Annotated in this window: 19 protein-coding genes and 3 riboswitches; of the genes, 11 read left to right on the forward strand and 8 right to left on the reverse strand. The window is 67.0% G+C overall.

The window, feature by feature from the left end; all coding sequences use genetic code 11:
- Positions 1–216 precede the first annotated feature (216 nt).
- The 4 genes from PTT45_RS15750 to PTT45_RS15765 form a co-directional block, all read right to left on the reverse strand.
- Complete coding sequence (locus PTT45_RS15750) at positions 217–1,233, reverse strand: SDH family Clp fold serine proteinase (protein ID WP_273814496.1); 1,017 nt, start codon at positions 1,231–1,233, stop codon at positions 217–219.
- A gap of 71 nt (positions 1,234–1,304) precedes the next feature.
- Positions 1,305–2,123: a precorrin-6A synthase (deacetylating) gene (gene cobF, locus PTT45_RS15755; RefSeq protein WP_273814498.1), complete on the reverse strand. Its 819-nt coding sequence runs from the start codon at positions 2,121–2,123 to the stop codon at positions 1,305–1,307.
- The gene (locus PTT45_RS15760; RefSeq protein ID WP_273814625.1) at positions 2,120–2,830 is read right to left on the reverse strand and encodes a vWA domain-containing protein; all 711 of its coding nucleotides are present in this window, start codon (positions 2,828–2,830) and stop codon (positions 2,120–2,122) included. The genes cobF and PTT45_RS15760 overlap by 4 nt, the downstream gene beginning before the upstream one ends.
- Positions 2,812–3,813: an ATP-binding protein gene (locus tag PTT45_RS15765; protein WP_273814499.1), complete on the reverse strand. Its 1,002-nt coding sequence runs from the start codon at positions 3,811–3,813 to the stop codon at positions 2,812–2,814. The genes PTT45_RS15760 and PTT45_RS15765 overlap by 19 nt, the downstream gene beginning before the upstream one ends.
- 475 nt (positions 3,814–4,288) lie before the next feature.
- Between PTT45_RS15765 and PTT45_RS15770 the strand changes: the two genes are divergently transcribed.
- Entirely contained in the window at positions 4,289–5,362 is a 1,074-nt protein-coding gene (locus PTT45_RS15770; RefSeq protein WP_273814500.1) for a 3-deoxy-7-phosphoheptulonate synthase, read from the forward strand.
- A gap of 5 nt (positions 5,363–5,367) precedes the next feature.
- Here PTT45_RS15770 and cobN read toward each other — a convergent pair whose 3' ends face one another.
- Entirely contained in the window at positions 5,368–9,102 is a 3,735-nt protein-coding gene (gene cobN, locus PTT45_RS15775) for a cobaltochelatase subunit CobN (protein WP_273814501.1), read from the reverse strand.
- A gap of 1 nt (position 9,103) precedes the next feature.
- Complete coding sequence (gene cobW / locus PTT45_RS15780) at positions 9,104–10,156, reverse strand: cobalamin biosynthesis protein CobW (RefSeq protein WP_273814502.1); 1,053 nt, start codon at positions 10,154–10,156, stop codon at positions 9,104–9,106.
- A gap of 95 nt (positions 10,157–10,251) precedes the next feature.
- A riboswitch (cobalamin riboswitch) is annotated at positions 10,252–10,451 on the reverse strand.
- A 60-nt stretch (positions 10,452–10,511) separates the two neighbouring features.
- Positions 10,512–10,732, forward strand: a riboswitch (cobalamin riboswitch).
- Between the two features lie 181 nt (positions 10,733–10,913).
- On the opposite strand from cobW, the gene PTT45_RS15785 reads away from it, so the two are divergent.
- The 4 genes from PTT45_RS15785 to cobM are packed head-to-tail and all read left to right on the forward strand — an operon-like array spanning position 10,914 to position 13,006.
- The gene (locus PTT45_RS15785; RefSeq protein WP_225592080.1) at positions 10,914–11,099 is read left to right on the forward strand and encodes a CbtB domain-containing protein; all 186 of its coding nucleotides are present in this window, start codon (positions 10,914–10,916) and stop codon (positions 11,097–11,099) included.
- A gap of 11 nt (positions 11,100–11,110) precedes the next feature.
- Positions 11,111–11,833, forward strand: coding sequence for a CbtA family protein (locus PTT45_RS15790; protein WP_273814505.1), 723 nt, complete (start codon positions 11,111–11,113; stop codon positions 11,831–11,833).
- Between the two features lie 4 nt (positions 11,834–11,837).
- Positions 11,838–12,224 (forward strand): cobalamin biosynthesis protein, encoded by a 387-nt coding sequence (locus PTT45_RS15795; RefSeq protein ID WP_273814507.1) that lies wholly within the window; start codon positions 11,838–11,840, stop codon positions 12,222–12,224.
- A 14-nt stretch (positions 12,225–12,238) separates the two neighbouring features.
- Positions 12,239–13,006: a precorrin-4 C(11)-methyltransferase gene (gene cobM / locus PTT45_RS15800; RefSeq protein ID WP_273814508.1), complete on the forward strand. Its 768-nt coding sequence runs from the start codon at positions 12,239–12,241 to the stop codon at positions 13,004–13,006.
- Here the strand turns inward: cobM and PTT45_RS15805 are convergent.
- Positions 12,975–13,271, reverse strand: a complete 297-nt coding sequence (locus PTT45_RS15805; RefSeq protein WP_273814509.1) for a hypothetical protein — start codon at positions 13,269–13,271, stop codon at positions 12,975–12,977. The two genes, cobM and PTT45_RS15805, sit on opposite strands and share 32 nt — an antisense overlap.
- 72 nt (positions 13,272–13,343) lie before the next feature.
- Here PTT45_RS15805 and PTT45_RS15810 point away from each other — a divergent pair, with 72 nt between their 5' ends.
- The 6 genes from PTT45_RS15810 (at position 13,344) to PTT45_RS15835 (ending at position 17,095) form a co-directional block, all read left to right on the forward strand.
- Complete coding sequence (locus PTT45_RS15810; RefSeq protein ID WP_273814511.1) at positions 13,344–14,015, forward strand: DNA-3-methyladenine glycosylase I; 672 nt, start codon at positions 13,344–13,346, stop codon at positions 14,013–14,015.
- A 33-nt stretch (positions 14,016–14,048) separates the two neighbouring features.
- Positions 14,049–14,816 (forward strand): NAD-dependent deacylase, encoded by a 768-nt coding sequence (locus PTT45_RS15815; protein ID WP_273814513.1) that lies wholly within the window; start codon positions 14,049–14,051, stop codon positions 14,814–14,816.
- Between the two features lie 69 nt (positions 14,817–14,885).
- Positions 14,886–15,500: a C40 family peptidase gene (locus tag PTT45_RS15820; RefSeq protein WP_273814515.1), complete on the forward strand. Its 615-nt coding sequence runs from the start codon at positions 14,886–14,888 to the stop codon at positions 15,498–15,500.
- A gap of 81 nt (positions 15,501–15,581) precedes the next feature.
- Positions 15,582–16,097 carry a C40 family peptidase gene (locus PTT45_RS15825; protein WP_273814516.1) on the forward strand — a complete coding sequence of 172 codons (516 nt, stop codon included), beginning with the start codon at positions 15,582–15,584 and terminating at the stop codon, positions 16,095–16,097.
- Positions 16,094–16,756: a class I SAM-dependent methyltransferase gene (locus tag PTT45_RS15830; RefSeq protein ID WP_273814519.1), complete on the forward strand. Its 663-nt coding sequence runs from the start codon at positions 16,094–16,096 to the stop codon at positions 16,754–16,756. Before PTT45_RS15825 ends, PTT45_RS15830 begins: the two co-directional genes overlap by 4 nt.
- Positions 16,757–16,774: 18 nt before the next feature.
- Positions 16,775–17,095 (forward strand): hypothetical protein, encoded by a 321-nt coding sequence (locus PTT45_RS15835; RefSeq protein WP_273814520.1) that lies wholly within the window; start codon positions 16,775–16,777, stop codon positions 17,093–17,095.
- 3 nt (positions 17,096–17,098) lie between these two features.
- On the opposite strand, the gene PTT45_RS15840 is transcribed toward PTT45_RS15835, so the two are convergent.
- Positions 17,099–17,434 carry a four-helix bundle copper-binding protein gene (locus PTT45_RS15840; protein WP_273814521.1) on the reverse strand — a complete coding sequence of 112 codons (336 nt, stop codon included), beginning with the start codon at positions 17,432–17,434 and terminating at the stop codon, positions 17,099–17,101.
- A 107-nt stretch (positions 17,435–17,541) separates the two neighbouring features.
- Positions 17,542–17,745, forward strand: a riboswitch (cobalamin riboswitch).
- The last annotated feature ends 109 nt before the right edge of the window (positions 17,746–17,854 follow it).

Raw genomic sequence — 17,854 nt, forward strand, 5'->3', positions numbered from 1 at the left:
CCGGCCCCCGGAGCGGCACCGGAGGGAGGGAAGTCTGGCCGCAGGCCAGACCCGGATGTCGGGCGCGCTTTCTCTTTGGTTACTTTCTCTTTGAGCGTGCAAAGAGAAAGTAACTCGCCGTAAGGGCGAAAATGGTGCTCTTCGGCAAGCATGATGGCTTGCGGAAGGCACACCCGGAATGACTCTGATACAGATTGGACTAGTGGTTAGCTCCGATCAGGATATATGCAGCACATTCTTCTTAAGCCGACCTCCTTGTCGCTCCACACTACGCCAACTGCTGTTGTCGTTCATGGTTATCCAGCGTCTCTCTTCACCCCGATAGAACCAATCCTTGTCGTTTTGGTAGAACAACTGAATACCCATTGCTTCGTGGATGTTAAGAATCTCATTGCTGTGCGACAGGGTTTCACTGAAGTCCGTGACTGCTTTCTGCCCCATTTCGCTGTACAGAAGGTGTAGGTCGAGGAGCAGCGAGTTGACGTTACGCGGTAGCGCTGCGACGTTTAGTCCAATTTCGCGGGCCTCTCCCATAAGGATCGGATAGCTGTGTGACGGATACTTCGAGTTGAGTGTGGTCGATATGTCCAATGCTTTAGTTGCATCTTTGATGTGATAGGAAAGCAACTCTTTGCACAGCATGATCGATAGCGATTCCGCTCGGTCAACGGCGCCAATCACTAATGGATGCACATGCTCAAATAGGCTCTTGTATGGGTTGTCGCCACCATCAGGAGCCTCAGCCCGCCACCGTTTGACCACTCGGTTTAGTTCGTCAAGGCTGACGCTGACGCGGTCATTGTCGCGATCTCTAGGGGACAGTGCATGATTCAGCGAAGTGTCCACCGCAGTTAGATAGGCTGTGGGACCCATCAAAATCTGATCTGCGCCAATTGCGATCATTGTTGCTGCAGATGCACATTCGTGTGGCACTAGAGCTATCAGCTGCCGGCAATGCTGGCGTAACAGGTTGACCATACGAAGAGAGGCTTGGCCATTGCCACCGTCGGACTTGATGAAGTAGTAAAGAGTGTCGTGCTGGCCCAAACGCTCCAGAATGTTGTTCAGCGCGATCACATCATTTGAGCAAACGGCGCCTCTGGAGTTGTTCCAATAGCAGATAACCGGGCCTCCCAATTCCTTGGATATTTCCTCAATGGCTGCCTGGGTTTTGGAAAAAAGGACGGGGGGTTGCTTAATTTTTTTTGTCCCCAGGCGCTCTTGTTCTTCCATGATGTATACCTTGCTGTGAGAAATTGACGTTGGATCGTAGCGAAAGAGCAGCGGCTACTGAAGTACCTGAGCTATGACGAATAGAGCAGAGTGGCTTGGATGAAGGGTTCCTTTTTCGTTGCTCTCAGCTCTGCGCTTCCACTCTTACGCAGCAAATAGCTATCCATAATCCACCCATTCCTCTCCCGCGCCTCCGCACGAGTAGCGGCAATTCGCTCCGCCACCTCATCCAGCGCCCCAGCAATCAAAATCTCATCCGCCGTCCCCACATACGCTCCCCAATAGATATGCAGCCCCTGCCCAACAAACCGTAGGTAGGTGTCCTTGGCATCGAGCATCACCGCCACGCTATCCACGCCCTGCGGCCAGCCCTCGGCCAGCAGGCGGCCGGTGGTGATTTCCACGGCGCGGCCGATCTGGTTCAGCGGTATGCGGTGGCGGGCGGTGAGGGCCTGCAGGCTGGTGATACCGGGGATCACGTCATAGCTGAGGTCGCTGCGCGCGCTAGCGATGGATTCGATGATGCGGATGCTGCTGTCGTACAGCGAGGGGTCGCCCCAGACCATGAAGGCGGCTACTTCGCCGTCGCTCATCTGCTCGTCGATCAGCTGCTCGAACACTGCCTGCTTGTCGCGGTTCAGCTCGTCCACGCTGGCGCGGTAGTCGGCGGCGTCGCGTTCGCGCTCCGGCTGCTGGCCTTCGGCGAAACGGGGCAGGTGCCCTTCGAGGAAGCGCTCGCAGATTTCCCGGCGCAGGGCGTTGAGCTTGTGTTTGGCCGGGCCCTTGTCCATCAGGAAGATCACATCGCTGCGGCGCAGGGCCTTGATAGCCTGTTGGGTGATGTAGTCCGGGTCGCCGGCGCCAATGCCGACCAGCAGCAGTTCTTTCATGGTCTGTTCCAGATGGGCGCTCGGCTTGCGGGCGCCAGTTCGTCGATATGGTGGTAGTCGGCGCCCAGCTCAAAGGCCAGCTGGCTGGCGCGGCCGAGGCGGATGGGCGCGCGTTCGATGTCCAGCAGCAGGCCGGGGCAGGGTAGCGTGGTAAGCCGCGGCCAGTCGCGCAGGCGGCCGTCGGTGAGCAGCAGCAGGCGTTGTTGTTCGCCCGGTTTGTGGTGCTGCCGGCGCAGCAACCAGGGCGTGGCCAGTTGCAGGGCCTCGATGATCGGCGTGCCACCGCCGGCACCGAGCTGGTTCAGCCAGGCGTGCAGTTCAGGCGAGGCCTTCTGCCCCTGCCACAGCCAGCGCGGCTGCGCGCCGCCGGCTTCGAGCACGGCCAGGCGCGCGCGCTGGCGATAGGCGCTGGCGAACAGTTCGGCGAGCAGGCCCTTGGCCTGGGCCAGGGCGCCATGCCGACGGGTGCTGGCCGAGGCATCGACGATTACCAACCACAGCTCGCCGGGGCGCACGCGGCGGGCGTGCCAGTGCAGGTCGGCATGGCGGCGCGGGCGTCCGTGGGCGAGGGTCGCCGGCCAGTCGATGCGCGTGGGCGTGCCGCTGCCGCGTGCGCCACTGCGTCCGCCTTGGGCCTGGCCGGGGAGGGGTAGGGCATCCGCGCCTGGGGCCTGGCGCGGGCGGATGCTCAGGGCTTTTTTGGCCAGCTCGGTGGCTCGCGTCGTTCGCCGACGGCCACGGCCTGCGGCGGCAGTGCGCCCCACTGGCCTTCGCCCTGCTCCTGTTGCGCTGGTTGTTGTTCCGACCGGTTTGGCGCCGGCGGCTGGCTCGCGGCGGGCGGCGTGTGTTCGCGGCGGCGATGGGCGAGGACGAAGGATTCCAGGGCGTCGATGTCCTGCTCCTCGATGCGGCTGGCGCCGCGCCAGGCAGCATGGGCGCGGGCGCCGCGCAGCCACACCAGGTCGGCGCGCAGGCCGTCCACGGCGGCGGCGAAGCAGCGCTGGGCGATGGCGTCCAGGCTGGCGTCGTCCAGCGGGATGGCGTTCAGGCGTCGGCGGGCCTCGGCGCAGCGCTGGTGCAGGGCGTCCTGCTCGTTCTGCCACTGGGCGAGGAAGGCTTCGGGGGCGCCGTCGAAGGCCAGGCGGCGGCGGACGATTTCCGCGCGCTGCGCTGGCTCTGGGGTGCCGCCGAGCTGCACCTTGAGGCCGAAGCGGTCGAGCAACTGCGGGCGCAGCTCGCCTTCCTCGGGGTTCATGGTGCCGATCAGTACGAAGCGCGCCGGATGGCTGTGCGACAGGCCATCGCGTTCGATGTGGTTGATGCCGCTGGACGCCACGTCGAGCAGCAGGTCCACCAGGTGGTCGGGTAGCAGGTTGACCTCGTCAACGTAGAGCACGCCGCCGTGGGCATTGGCCAGCACGCCGGGGGAGAAGCGCACGCGACCCTCGCCGAGTGCGGCATCCAGGTCGAGGGTGCCGACGATGCGTTCCTCGCTGGCGCCCAGCGGCAGGGTGACGAAGCGCCCGCCGTCGAGCAGGTCGGCCACGCCGCGAGCCAGGGTGGACTTGGCCATGCCGCGCGGACCTTCGATCAGCACGCCGCCCAGGGCCGGATCGATGGCGGCCAGGCACAGCGCCAGCTTGAGCTCGTCGGCGGCCACCACGGCGGCCAGGGGGAAATGGGGCTGCATGGCGTTACCTCGGGACAAGGGTTGAAGTTAGGTAGGGCGATCGGTTAGCGTGGCAACCATCGTTTTGGAGATCAGCATGTCGTCTCGTCCTTCCCTGAACCGCCTCGTTCGCTCCGCCGCTGTCGGCGTGGCTGGCGTGCGCGCGCAGGTCGAGGCCGTCGCTTATTTCTTTTATGGGTATTGGTTTAGCCAGCGGCGCGCCTGATACCCCACAGGCGCCCCAGAGCAAAGGGTCGCCACCAGCCAGTTTCACGAAACCCCGGTCGGCCACCCGACCGGGGTTTTTGTTTTTTCGGCCCACAAGGCCAGCACGATGCACACAGAGGATCGAAACATGACCGCTTACTACCGCACTTATTACCGCAACTCCGCCTGGCGATTTAGCAGCGCTGCCGCGCACCACCGAGATTCCAGTCGAACACCCAGATAGCGCGCCGCGCGTGGCATGAGGCCACGCCGGACGAGGACCACCGCCATGAATGCTTCCGTTACTGCTCTGCGCGCACAAGCCGTGCCGCCATCCACCACTCGCCGCCGCGCAACGCCGCTGCCGAGCTCCACCGATCTGCGCCAGCGCCTGCCGCTGTCCGCCGCTCTCGCCAGCCAGGTTCACACCCAGCGCGAGGCCATTCGCGCCGTGCTCGACGGCTCCAACTCGCGCCTGCTGGTCGTCGTTGGCCCCTGTTCCCTGCACGATCCGATTTCCGCTCTGGAATATGCCGACCGCCTGGCCGCACTGGCTCCCGAGGTGAGCGACCAGCTGCTGCTGGTGATGCGCGCCTACGTCGAGAAACCGCGCACCACCATCGGCTGGAAGGGCCTGGTATACGACCCGCAGCTGGACGGCAGCGGCGACATGGCCGGAGGCCTGGAGCTGTCGCGCCGGCTGATGTTGGCCATGCTCGAGCGCGGCTTGCCGGTGGCCACCGAGCTGCTGCAGCCGCTGGTGGCTGGCTACTTCGATGACCTGCTGGGCTGGGCCGCCATCGGCGCGCGCACCAGCGAGTCGCAGGTGCACCGTGAGCTGGTCAGCGGTCTGGATGTGCCGGTGGGCTTCAAGAACGGTACCGATGGCAGCCTGTCCATCGCCTGCGACGCTATGCGCTCGGCTGCGCACCCGCACCAGCATTTCGGTGTGGACGGCCTGGGCCGCCCGGCGCTGGTCGAGACCGAGGGCAACCCGGATACCCACCTGGTGCTGCGCGGCGGCCATGGCGGGCCGAACCATGATGCGGCCAGTGTGGCCGTGGCGCGGGCGAGCCTGGAGAAGCAGGGCATCGCCGCACGCATCATGGTCGACTGCAGCCACGCCAACAGTGGCAAGGACCCGCTGCGCCAGCCGGCGGTGCTGCGCGACGTGCTCGACCAGCGCCTGGCCGGCGACGCCAGCCTGCGCGGGGTGATGCTGGAGAGCCACCTGTTCGACGGCTGCCAGGCACTGTCCACCGAGCGGCGCTACGGCGTGTCGATTACCGACGGCTGCCTGGGCTGGAGCGGCACCGAGGCGATGCTGCGCGAGGCGGCCGAGCGGCTGCGGGCGGGGCGCTGAGGGCATCAGGACTCCTCCGCATCCAGCAGCAGGTTTTCTAGCGCAGCCTGGTAGTCGCCGGGTTGCTGCCAGAGGCCGCGCTGCTGAGCCTCCAGCAGGCGTTCGAGCATGTCCTGCAGGGCGCCGGGGTTGTGCTGCTGGATGAAGTCGCGGGTGTCCTTGTCCAGCAGGTAGGCGTCGGCCAGCAGGGCGTACTGGTGATCGTCGACCAGTTCGCTGGTGGCGTCGAAGCCGAACAGGTAGTCGACCGTGGCGGCCAGCTCGAAGGCGCCCTTGTAGCCGTGGCGCTTCATCCCGGCGATCCACTTGGGATTCACCGCGCGGGCGCGCACCACGCGGCCGAGTTCTTCCTTGAGCGTGCGGATGCGCGGGTTGTCCGGCTGGCTGCTGTCGCCGAAGTAGCTGGCGGCCTTGGCGCCGCGCAGGGTCTCGACCGCCGCCAGCATGCCGCCCTGGAACTGGTAGTAGTCGTTGGAATCGAGGATGTCGTGCTCGCGGTTGTCCTGGTTGTGCAGCACCGCCTGCAGCTGCTGCAGGCGTTCGGCGAACTGCGCGCGCGCCGGCAGGCCCTCGGCACCTTGGCCGTAGGCGTAGCCGCCCCAGTTCAGGTAGACCTCGGCCAGGTCCGCGCGGGTCTGCCACAGGCGTTCTTCCACCGCGTTCTGGATGCCGGCGCCATAGGCGCCCGGCTTGGCGCCGAAGATGCGCCAGCCGGCCTGGCGGCGTGCCTCGACCGGGTCCAGCCCTTGGTCCTGGTGGGCCAGGGTTTCCTGCCACACCCGTGCCGAGAGCGGGTTCATATGTTCCGGCTCGTCCAGTTCGGCCACCGCCTGCACGGCCTGATCGAACAGGCGGATCAGGTTGGCGAAGGCGTCGCGGAAGAAGCCGGACACGCGCAGGGTCACGTCCACCCGTGGACGGCCGAGCTGTTCCAGCGGCAGTACCTCGATGCGTTCGACCCGCTGGCTGCCGGGTTGCCATACCGGGCGCACGCCGAGCAGGGCCAGGGCCTGGGCGATGTCGTCGCCGCCGGTACGCATGGTCGCCGTGCCCCATACCGACAGGCCCAGGCGCTGCAGATGCTCGCCCTCGTCCTGCAGGTGGCGCTCGAGCAGGCGCTCGGCGCTCTGCACGCCGATGCGCCAGGCGGTGGGCGTGGGCAGGTGGCGTACGTCCACCGAGTAGAAGTTGCGGCCCGTGGGCAGCACGTCCAGGCGGCCGCGGCTGGGTGCGCCGCTCGGGCCAGGCGGCACGAAGCGGCCTTGCAATGCAGCGAGCAGGCCGTTCATTTCGGCGGCGCCGCAGCTGTCCAGCAGCGGGGCGATATGGCCGCGTAGCTCGTTCAGTACTGCGGCGCTGGCAGGGCCGGGCGCAGGCGATTCGGGCTGCTCGATCAGTTGCAGGGCGAGCAGCTCCAGGCGCTCGCGGGTGTCGCCACGGCTGCGCCAGGGCTCAGTGCTCAGGGGCAGCAGGCAATCCGGGCGCGGGCCGTGCCAGGGTTCGGCCGGCTCGCCACCGAGCGGGTCGAAGTCCAGAGCCAGGTCCTGGGCCAGCGCGCGTAACAGGCTGGCGTGCTGGCCATGACCGTCGCCCCGCGGGATGCGTACCAAGGAGAGCAGGGTGTCGCGGCGCAGGCGCCCGCTCGGCGATTCGCCGAAGCAGTGCAGGCCGTCGCGGATCTGCGATTCCTTGAGGTCGCACAGGTAGGCGTCCAGTTGTGGCAGCCAGCTGTCCGGGGCGTCGTTTACCTGCAGACCCAGCTCGCGGTCGAGGCTGGCCTCGCGCACCTTGCGCTGGATCTCGCTGCGCAGCTCCACGGCGCGGCGCGGGTCGAGCTGGCTGGCCTCGTAGTACTCGTCGGCCAGGCGTTCCAGATCACGCAGCGGGCCGTAGCTCTCGGCGCGGGTCAGCGGCGGCATCAGGTGGTCGAGGATCACCGCCTGAGTGCGGCGCTTGGCCTGGGCGCCCTCGCCGGGGTCGTTGACGATAAAGGGATAGAGATTGGGCAATGGTCCTAAGATCGCGCTCGGCCAGCAGGCCTCGGACAGGCCGACGCTCTTGCCTGGCAGCCATTCCAGGTTGCCGTGCTTACCGACATGGATCAGCGCATCGACGGCGAATGCCGTGCGCAGCCAGCAGTAGAAGGCCAGGTAGCCGTGCGGCGGTACCAGGTCCGGGTCGTGGTACACCGCCGCGGCGTCCAGCTGATAGCCGCGCGCCGGCTGGATGCCGACGAAGGTCAGGCCGAAGCGCAGGCCGGCGATCATCAGCCGGCCGCCGCGGTACATCGGGTCCTGCTCGGGCGGGCCCCAGCGTTCGGTCACGGCGTGCTGGTTGGCCTCGGGCAGGCTGGCGAACCAGCGCTGGTAGTCGTCCAGCGCCATGCTCTGCGCGCAGGGGCGCTGGTCGAGATTGTCGAGGTCGTTGGTCACGCCGCCGAGGAGCTGGTGGATCAGCGTGGTGCCATCGCTCGGCAGTCCCTCGACCGGATAACCCTGCTGCTGCAGGGCGCGCAGGATATTAAGCGCGGCGGCCGGAGTGTCCAGGCCGACGCCATTGCCGATGCGGCCGTCGCGGGTCGGGTAGTTGGCCAGGATCAGGGCGACGCGCTTGTCGGCGTTGGCCTTGGCTGCAAGCTGCGTCCAGCGCCGTGCCAGCTCTGCGACGAAGTCCATGCCCGGCAGATGCGGGCGGTAGCGCACCACGTCGCTCTGGCTGCGCTCGTTGCGTGCGGCCACACCCTTGAAGCTGATCGGGCGGGTGATCAGGCGGCCGTCCAGCTCGGGCAGGGCGATGTGCATGGCCAGGTCGCGCGGGCCCAGGCCCTGGGCGCTGGCCTGCCACTGCTCCTCGCTGTCCAGAGCGCAGAGCGCCTGCAGCACCGGCACATCACGGCGGAACGGCCGGGCCTGTGGCGATTCCGGATTGGACTGGGCGAAACCGGTGGTGTTGAGGATCACCGCCGCGTCGGCCTCGTCCAGCCAGGCCTCGACCTGGGCCAGGCATTCGGCCTCCTTGAGGCTGGCGACGGCGATGGGCAGCGGGTTGAGACCCTGGGCCTGCAGGCGCTGGCAGAAGATATCGACGAAGGCGGTGTTAGCGGCCTGCACCTGGGCGCGGTAGAACAGCAGCGCCGCCACCGGCCGGTCGGGCTGCCAGTCGGCGCGCCAGTGATCCAGGGTTGCCACAGCGTGGCGTGGGTGATGGATCAGCGTGCGCGGCAGGGCGCGTGGCTCGCTCCAGGGGTAGTCGCGGTCCAGCCAATGGCTGGCGATGCAGTGCAGCAGATGGCGGGCGTTGTCCGCGCCGCCCTGGCGCAGGTACTGCCACAGGCGCTGGCTGTCCTCGCTCGGCACATTGCTGAGTTCGCTCAGCTCGGGATCGAGGCTGTCGTCGCCGGGCACCAGGATGATCCTGGCGCCCTGGCGGCCCAGCTCGACCAGGCGCTCGATGCCGTAGCGCCAGTAGCTGACGCCGCCATGCACCGAGATCAGGATGACCTTGGCGTGGCGCAGTACCTCCTCGACGTAGAAATCCACCGAGGCGTGGTTGGGCAGCTGCGCCGGGCTGGCCAGGCGCAGGCTGGGGAAGTCCGCGGGGAGCTCGCGCGCCACCTCGGCCAGCAGCGACAGGTGCGAGTCGCCGGTGCAGAGGATCACCAGCTCGGCCGGGGTCTGGCCCAGGTCGGCGATGCTGTCGGCCGGCAGGGTGACGCCGGCCTGGGCGCGCAGCAGGTGCATGTCAGCCGGCCAGTGCGGCCTTCAGCTCCGCCTCGATGGCAGCGCGGTCCAGGGTCTGGCCGATCAGCACCAGGCGGCTCTGGCGTGCTTCGCCTTCGCCCCAGGCGCGGTCGAAGTGGCGGTCGAAGCGCTGGCCGACGCCCTGCACCAGCAGGCGCATGGCCTTGCCGGGGATGGCGGCGAAGCCCTTGACGCGCAGGATGCCGTGCTTGGCCACGGCGTCCTTCAGGGCGGCCAGCAGGCGCGCTTCCTCGGCCTCCGGCAGGACCAGGTCGAAGGAGTCGAACTCGTCGTGGTCGTGGTCCTCGTCTTCCTCGTCGTGGTGGGTGCGACGGGCGTCGATGTGCAGCTCGGTCTCGCAGTTCAGGCCGAGCAGCACGCCCAGCGGCAGGTCGCCGCCCTGGGCCTCGATCACCTTGACTGCCGGCGGCAACTCCTCGGCCACTTCGGCGCGCACGGCGGCCAGGGCATCGGCGTCGAGCAGGTCGGTCTTGTTCAGCACCACCAGGTCGGCGCTGGCCAGCTGGTCGGCGAACAGCTCGTGCAGCGGCGACTCGTGGTCGAGGTTGGGGTCCTGCTTGCGCTGGGCGTCCACTTGGTCGGGGAAGGCGGCGAAGGTGCCGGCGGCCACGGCCGGGCTGTCGACCACGGTGATCACCGCATCCACGGTGCAGGCGGTGCGGATTTCCGGCCAGTTGAAGGCCTGTACCAGCGGCTTGGGCAGGGCCAGGCCGGAGGTTTCGATAAGGATGTGGTCCAGCTCGCCACGACGCGCCACCAGCTCGCGCATCACCGGGAAGAACTCTTCCTGCACGGTGCAGCACAGGCAGCCGTTGGCCAGTTCGTAGACGCGGCCGTTGGCTTCTTCCTCGGTGCAGCCGATGGAGCACTGCTTGAGGATGGCGCCGTCGATGCCCAGTTCGCCGAATTCGTTGACGATCACCGCGATGCGGCGGCCGCCGGCGTTGGCCAGCAGGTGGCGGAGCAGGGTGGTTTTACCGGCACCGAGAAAGCCGGTGACGATGGTGACGGGAAGTTTGGCGAGCGATTGCATGGCAGCCCCGGAAGCGTCGTGAAATGGACGGACGGGCAGGGCGGGGCACGCGCGGACGAGCGAGGGCCGAACACCACCGGATCACCCCGCCCGGTTGTCGAAACATTTGCGAGGCAGGTCTCCTGGCTCACGGCGTGGAACTTTGGGGTTCCTGATCCTTCGCCTTCCCGCCTGGTGGCAGTGGCATTTCGAAGGATTTCGTCCGTTCACAGTTGCGGGGGCAGCCAGGGCATGGACCCTGTTCCCTCTTAGCTTCTTCGGCTGGCGAAGAAGAACCTCGGAAAGGCTGCAAGGCTACGCAGTGCCCCAAGGGTGGTCAACCGCGCGGTTGACGCTGGAGCGGGCTTCGTGATGTTCTAGAAAAGCTGTTTCAGGTGCCTCTCGCCGCCGTGCGCGAGGTGAAACGGGAAGCCGGTGGGCCCTTCTCCGCGTGGAGTGGGCGAGTCCGGCGCTGCCCCCGCAACGGTAAGCGATCGACGGGTCCTCAATGCCACTGTGCCTCGCGCATGGGAAGGCCGACCCGGTTCCTGCAAAGGCGTCGCAAGCCCGGAGACCGGCCTGAATCTTCGTTAGAACCCGATGAGACGCCTCGTGAGCCAGGGCCTGCCGTTGTTGCGCAGGGCTGGTGCGCAGCAGGAGTCGAACGGGCTCGTTGGCAACCCGCGGTGGGCGGGCGCATGCCGGTTTATGGCCCTGGGCGGGCCATTTCCTTGCTGCGACCTTCTGCCGGAATACCAATCCCTGGAAGGTGCCCATCATGTCCAGCCGCACGCTGTCGTCCTCCGTCGCCGTTTCACTCCCGTTGTCCAAACGCCTGGCCATCGCCGCCGGCAGCTGCCTGCTCGGCGCGCTGCTGATCTTCGTCGCTGGCTTCTCGCACATCGAGGCGATGCACAACGCCGCCCACGATACGCGCCACAGCGCCGCCTTCCCCTGCCACTGAGACCGCCCGCCATGATCAAGCGCATCGCCCAGACTGCGGGCTTCTCCGGCCTGCTGGCCGCCATCGTCCTGACCCTGCTGCAGAGCCTGTGGGTCACCCCGCTGATTCTGCATGCGGAAACCTTCGAGACCGCCGAGCCGGTGGCCGAGCACAGCCACGAGGCGCCAGTCGCCGCCCATGAACACGAGCACGAGGCGAGTGCCGGCCACAGCCATGACGGCGAGGCCTGGGCGCCGGAAGATGGCTGGCAGCGCACCCTGGCCACCGGCCTGAGCAACCTGGTGGTGGCCGTTGGCTTCGCGCTGATGCTGGCCGGCCTGTTCACCCTGCGTGCACCGAACCAGACCTGGCAGGGCCTGCTCTGGGGCCTGGGCGGTTTTGCCGTGTTCAGCCTGGCGCCATCCGCCGGCCTGCCGCCGGAGCTGCCGGGCACCGCCGCCGCTGACCTGCTGCTGCGCCAGTACTGGTGGATCGGCACTGCTGTCGCCACCGCCGCCGGCCTGGGCTTGATCGCCTTCGGTTGCAACTGGGCACTGCGTGGCGTTGGCCTGGTGCTGCTGGCCGTGCCGCACCTGATCGGCGCGCCGCATCCGGAAGTGCACGAGAGCCTGGCGCCCGCCGCCCTGGAGCGTGAGTTCATCCTCGCCTCGCTGCTGACCAACGCCGTGTTCTGGTCCGCCCTGGGCCTGGCCGCCGCCTGGTTCTTCGCCCGTGGCGAACAGCAGGGAGCCTGATCCTGTGATCGTCGCCGGTCTCGGCTGCCGTCGCGGATGCACGGCGGCCGAGCTGCGCGAATTGCTGGAGCAGACCCTGGCGCAGCTCGCGCTGCCGCTGAGCGCGCTGGATGGCCTGGCCAGCAGCGCACTCAAGCGCGATGAGGCCGGGCTGCTGCAGCTGGCCGCCGAGCTCAAGCTGCCGCTGGATTTCTTCTCGGCCGAACAGCTGGCGGCTCACGAGTCGCAGCTGAGCGAAGGCTCGGAGTTCGTGCGTGAGTTGACCGGCGCCGCCAGCGTGGCTGAGGCCAGTGCCTTGGCCAGTGCAAGTGAGCGCTCCGGCCGTGTCGCCGCCCTGATCTGTCCCAAGCAACGCAGCGCCGCTGCTACCCTGGCCATCGCCCGCGCCTGACATCGGAACCTCTCATGACCGTCTATTTCATCGGCGCCGGCCCCGGCGATCCCGAGCTGATCACCGTCAAGGGGCAGCGCCTGATCCGCAGCTGTCCGGTGATCCTTTATGCCGGCTCGCTGGTGCCCGAGGCTGTGCTGCAGGGCCACAGCGCCGAGCAGGTGGTGAACACCGCCGAACTGCATCTGCAGCAGATCGTCACGCTGCTGGCCGAAGCTCACGCCAGGGGCCAGGACGTGGCCCGCGTGCATTCTGGAGACCCCTCGCTGTACGGCGCCATCGGCGAGCAGATTCGTGAGCTGCGCGCGCTGCAGATTCCCTTCGAGATCGTCCCCGGTGTGACTGCCACCGCAGTCTGTGCGGCGCTGCTGGAGGCCGAGCTGACCCTGCCCGAGGTGGCGCAGACGGTGATCCTCACCCGCTACGGCCACAACTCGCCGATGCCGGCGGGGGAGGAGCTGGGCGCCCTGGCCAGCCACCGTGCGACCCTGGCCATTCACCTCGGCGTGCAGCATCTGCCGCGCATCGTTGAAGAATTGCTGCCGCACTACGGTGCCGATTGCCCGGTCGCCGTGGTGCATCGCGCCAGCTGGCCGGATCAGGATTGGGTACGCGGCACCCTGGCGGATATCGAGGCCAGGGTGGCGGCGAAGGGCTTTCGCCGTACCGCGCTGATCCTGGTCGGTAGGGTGTTGGAGCCTGCGGACTTCAGCGAGTCGGCGCTGTATGCCGAGGCTACTCGCCACCTGTTCAGGAAAGACGGCGCAGGCAGTACAGACTGAGGTCGCTGTTGCCCTGGTTGTCGGCGATGGCGATCTCGCCGCCCAGCGCTTTCAATCGCGTGTTCAGTTCGCTGGCGTAGAGCGTTTGGCGAAAGCGCGGGTAGTCCAGCTGCGGCGCCAGCCACTGCTGCAGCTGCGGCAGCCGGAAGGCCCAGTAGCCGGCTTGGCAATCGAAGCCCGCCGCCTGCAGCTGGGCGAGCAGGGCGGCTTCGCCGGCGAGCACGGCCTGGCACTGGGCGAAGAAGCTTTCCACGGGATCGTTCATGGCGGCGAATATTGCGTGCCGTTGAGGGTGCGGGCAACCTGTGCGGCCTACGCAACACCGCAAGGACACCCAATGCGCGACTACAAATGGCTCCATGAGTACTGCCTCAACCGCTTCGGCTCGGCCGCGGCGCTGGAGGCCAGGCTGCCGCAGCCGAAAAGCGACGCCGAGTTGCGCGAGCTGAGCGATGACCGCTACCTGTCGCTAATCGCACTGCGGGTGTTTCGCGCTGGTCTCAAGCACAGCCTGGTGGACGCCAAGTGGCCGGCCTTCGAGCAGGCGTTCTTCGGCTTCGATCCGCAGAAGGTGGTGCTGATGGGCGCGGAGCACCTGGAGCGGCTGATGCAGGACGCGCGGCTGATTCGACACCTGGGCAAGCTCAAGAGCGTGCCGCGCAACGCCCAGTTCGTCCTCGATGTGCAGAAGGAAAAAGGCCGCTTCGGTGCGCTGATCGCCGACTGGCCGGTGACCGACATCGTCGGCCTGTGGAAATACCTGGCCAAGCACGGCAACCAGCTGGGCGGCCTCTCGGCACCGCGTTTCCTGCGCATGGTCGGCAAGGACACCTTCATCCCTACCGACGACATGGTCGCCGCGCTCAAGGCCCAGGACATCATCGACAAGGCGCCGACCAGCCTGAAGGACCTGGCCCTGGTGCAGGCTGCCTTCAATGAGTGGCACGCGCAGAGTGGGCGGCCGTTGTGTCAGCTGTCGGTGATGCTGGCGCATACGGTCAATCACTAACAAAGCCGCTTTGTGGTCCGAGGAGGTAATGCCATGCAGCAGGACATTCTTCGTGTCGCCCAGGCCATCCAGAAGGCCGAGCGCATTCTGATCATCACCGGCGCCGGGCTCTCGGCGGATTCCGGGCTGCCTACCTATCGCGGTCTCGGCGGCCTGTACAACGGCCTGACGGCCGAGGGCCTACCCATCGAGGCGGCGTTGTCCGGGCCGATGCTGCAGTGCGATCCGGCGCTGTGCTGGAAGTACTTGGCGCAGCTCGGCGAGGCCTGCCTGGCTGCCAGCCCCAACGCCGGGCACGCTGCTATCGCCGAGCTGCAGCGGCGCAAGCCGGGTTGCTGGGTGCTGACGCAGAACATCGACGGCTATCACCGCCAGGCGGGTTCGCCGATGGAGCGGCTGATCGAGATCCACGGCGAGCTGGCGCCGCTGTTCTGCCAGTCCTGCGGTGCAGAAGATGCCGAGCTGGCCGCGCACCTGCACAAGCCCTTGCCGCCACGCTGTGCTCGATGTGGAGGCGTGCTGCGCCCGCCGGTGGTGCTGTTCGAGGAGATGCTGCCCGAGGATGCCATTGGTCGGCTTTATGATCAGGTGCATCAGGGGTTCGATGTGGTTATCGCGGTGGGTACTACCGCGAGCTTCCCCTACATAGTCGAACCGGTGGTGCAGGCCCGCAGGAATGGGGGTTTCACCGTGGAAGTGAACCCACAGAAGACCGAAATCAGCCGCTGGCTGGACGTCCATTTGTCAGGAAGGGCGTCAGACGTTTTGCCGGAACTACTAAGTCACATTTCCGGGCATTGAATTTGCAAATTACGTCTGGTGACGGCATAGTCGCCCCCTTATAAAAACCAGACAGACACGGTCGTGCCCATGCTAAAGCGCTTCGCACCCCTCGTGCCCATTGCACTCTCAGTCCTGTTGGTGGCGTGCGCCAACCAGCAGGCACCGCAGCCCCAGATGGATCTGGCGCAACAAGAACCATCGCAGCCGGTCACCATGCTGACCGACGAGCAGATGGTTGATCTGACCGACGACAAGCCGTATGAGCTGCCGTCGCTGGCAGACAACATCCTGGCCCACGGCCTGTCCCTGGTCGGTACTCGCTACCGCATGGGCGGTACGTCGACGACCAGCGGCTTCGATTGCAGCGGCTTTGTCGGCTTCCTGTTCAAGGAAGAGGCCGGCATGAAGCTGCCGCGCTCCACCCGTGAGTTGATCAACATGGATGCCCCGCTGGTGTCGCGCAGCGACCTGGAACCGGGCGACCTGATCTTCTTCAACAACCGTGGTCGCGGTCGCGTCAGCCACGCCGGCATCTACCTGGGCGATGACCAGTTCATCCACTCCAGCAGCAGCCGCAGCGGCGGTGTGCGCGTGGACAGCCTGGACGACAGCTACTGGAGCCGCAGCTACATGGAAGCCAAGCGTGTGCTGGCCATGGCGCCGGAACCCGTTAGCGAGCGACGTTCCCCGCTGCATCGCTGAGTCCGATCCATGCGGCACGGGCCTTGCGCCCGTGCCTGCAAGCCGGCAGAGTAGGGCGCATTCCGGCCAGGACGACCGCCCATGCACTTCACGGCTCGCCTCTCCCTGCTAGCCCTCGCCGCGCTGCTTACCGCATGCGCCGGCAACCCTCCCTCCCAAGAACCCAGCAATCCCTTCCCTATCGTCGGCGGCAATGCCGATGACGTGGTGATTAGCGCCATCGGCCTGGAAGGTACGCCCTATCGCTATGGCGGCAACACGCCGGAGAGCGGCTTCGACTGCAGCGGCCTGATCGGCTACGTGTATCGCAATGCCGCCGGCATCGCGCTGCCGCGCTCGACCCGCGACATGATCAACCTGCGTGTGCCCAACGTCGGGCGTGGCGAGCTGCAGAGCGGCGATCTGGTGTTCTTCGCCACCAACGGCGGCGGCACGGTCAGCCATGCCGGCATCTACGTCGGCGAGGGCCGCTTCGTGCATGCACCCTCTAGCGGTGGCACCGTGCGCCTGGACTACCTGACCCAGGCCTACTGGCAGAAGAGCTACCTCGGCGCCAAGCGGGTGCTGGCTGCCGGCCAACTGGCGCGTCAGCCATGACCAATCGCACGCTCAACCTCGACGACGCCCTGTACCAGTACCTGCTGGACGTCTCCCTGCGCGAGTCGCCGCTACTCAAGCGCCTGCGCGATGAAACCGCACAGCTGCCCATGGCGCGCTGGCAGATCGCGCCCGAGCAGGGCCAGTTCATGGCGCTGCTGGTGCAGATCAGCGGCGCCCGCAAGATTCTCGAGATCGGCACCTTCACCGGCTACAGCTCGCTGTGCATGGCCCAGGCGATGCCCGAGGACGGCCGACTGATCTGCTGCGACCTGCCCGGCGAGTACAACGCTATCGCCGAGCGCTACTGGTACGAGGCCGGCGTCAACGAGCGAATCGACCTGCGTCTGGCGCCGGCGCTGGAGACGCTCAATGCGCTGGAACGCGGCGGCCATGGTGAGAGCTTCGACCTGATCTTCATCGATGCCGACAAGGCCAACTACACGGTGTACCTGGAGCACGCGCTGGTACTGGCGCGCAAAGGTGGCCTGATTCTGTTCGACAACACCCTGTGGAGTGGCCGGGTGCTGGAGCAGAGTCCGGACAGCCCGGATACCCGCGCCGTGCAGGCGCTCAACCGGGGCCTGCGCCGCGACACGCGCGTCGACATCAGCCTGCTGCCGCTGGGCGATGGCCTGACCCTCTGCCGCAAGCGCTGAGGCGCCCAGCAACGTGCCATGCCGGAAGCCATTCGCCTGCCACCGCAGCCCGATGCCTGCGAGCTCTGCGCTCGCCATCTGCCGCTGACCCGCCATCACCTGATTCCCAAGGCCCTGCACGACAAGCCTTATGTGCAGAAGCGCTTCGCCAGGAGCGAGCGCATCACGGCCACGCTGTGGGTCTGCCGCGCCTGCCACAACCAGATCCACAAGCTGTTCAGCGAGAAGGAACTGGCGCTGACCTACAACAGCCGCGAGGCCCTGCTCGGCGACGAGCGCCTGCGCACCTTCGTCGAATGGCTGGCGAGCAAGCCGGCCGGCTTCACGCCCAGACCCTGAGCATCAGGCGCCGGCCGCCAGGGCTTCGCACTCCACCACGCAGCGCTGGCAGGCCTGGGCGCACTGCTGGCAGTGATCGTGCTGATGCTTGCTGCAGGCCTCGGCGCAGGCCTGACAGGCAATCGCGCAGAGCCGGCAGACTTCATCGGCCAGCGGGCTGTCGCGGGCCATCAGGCGCTCGGCCAGGCGGCACAGGTCGGCGCATTCGATGTCGCAGGAAATGCAGGTGGCCAGGTGCTGTACGTCCATTTCCTTGAGGCAGGCGGCGGCGCAGGTCTCGCAGGCGATGGCGCAGGCGCTGCAGGCCTGGATGCAGGAGGCGTAGCGTTGACGAACCATGGGGCTCTCCTCTGGGGTGGCTTGTCCTGCTTGTGAGGCTGCCCTCGCCAGCGGGTTCGACCCTTCTGCCAGACGGTGCACGTTGACCGGGCCCCGGCCGGGCTCTAAGCTGCGCGCCTGCTTCAGGTGCCCCGGCGCGATGCGACCGCGGGTGAAACAGGGAAGCCGGTACAGATTCCGGCGCTGCCCCCGCAACGGTAGGTGAGACAAGGGTCGCTCAGGCCACTGTGCTTCGGCATGGGAAGGCGCGATCCGCAGGCCGCGAGGCCTGGCTCACGAGCCCGGAGACCGGCCTGTCGCTATCCACGGCAGTGCGGCGGGCTCTGCGGTTGCGGCATTCGTGTCGATCACCGCCTTTCTCCTCCTGCCCCAATGATTTCGCGCCCGAGACCCTGCGGGTGCGCATGGCGCCATGCGCCC

The organism is Pseudomonas sp. Gutcm_11s, assembly GCF_028649395.1.
GTDB lineage: Bacteria > Pseudomonadota > Gammaproteobacteria > Pseudomonadales > Pseudomonadaceae > Aquipseudomonas.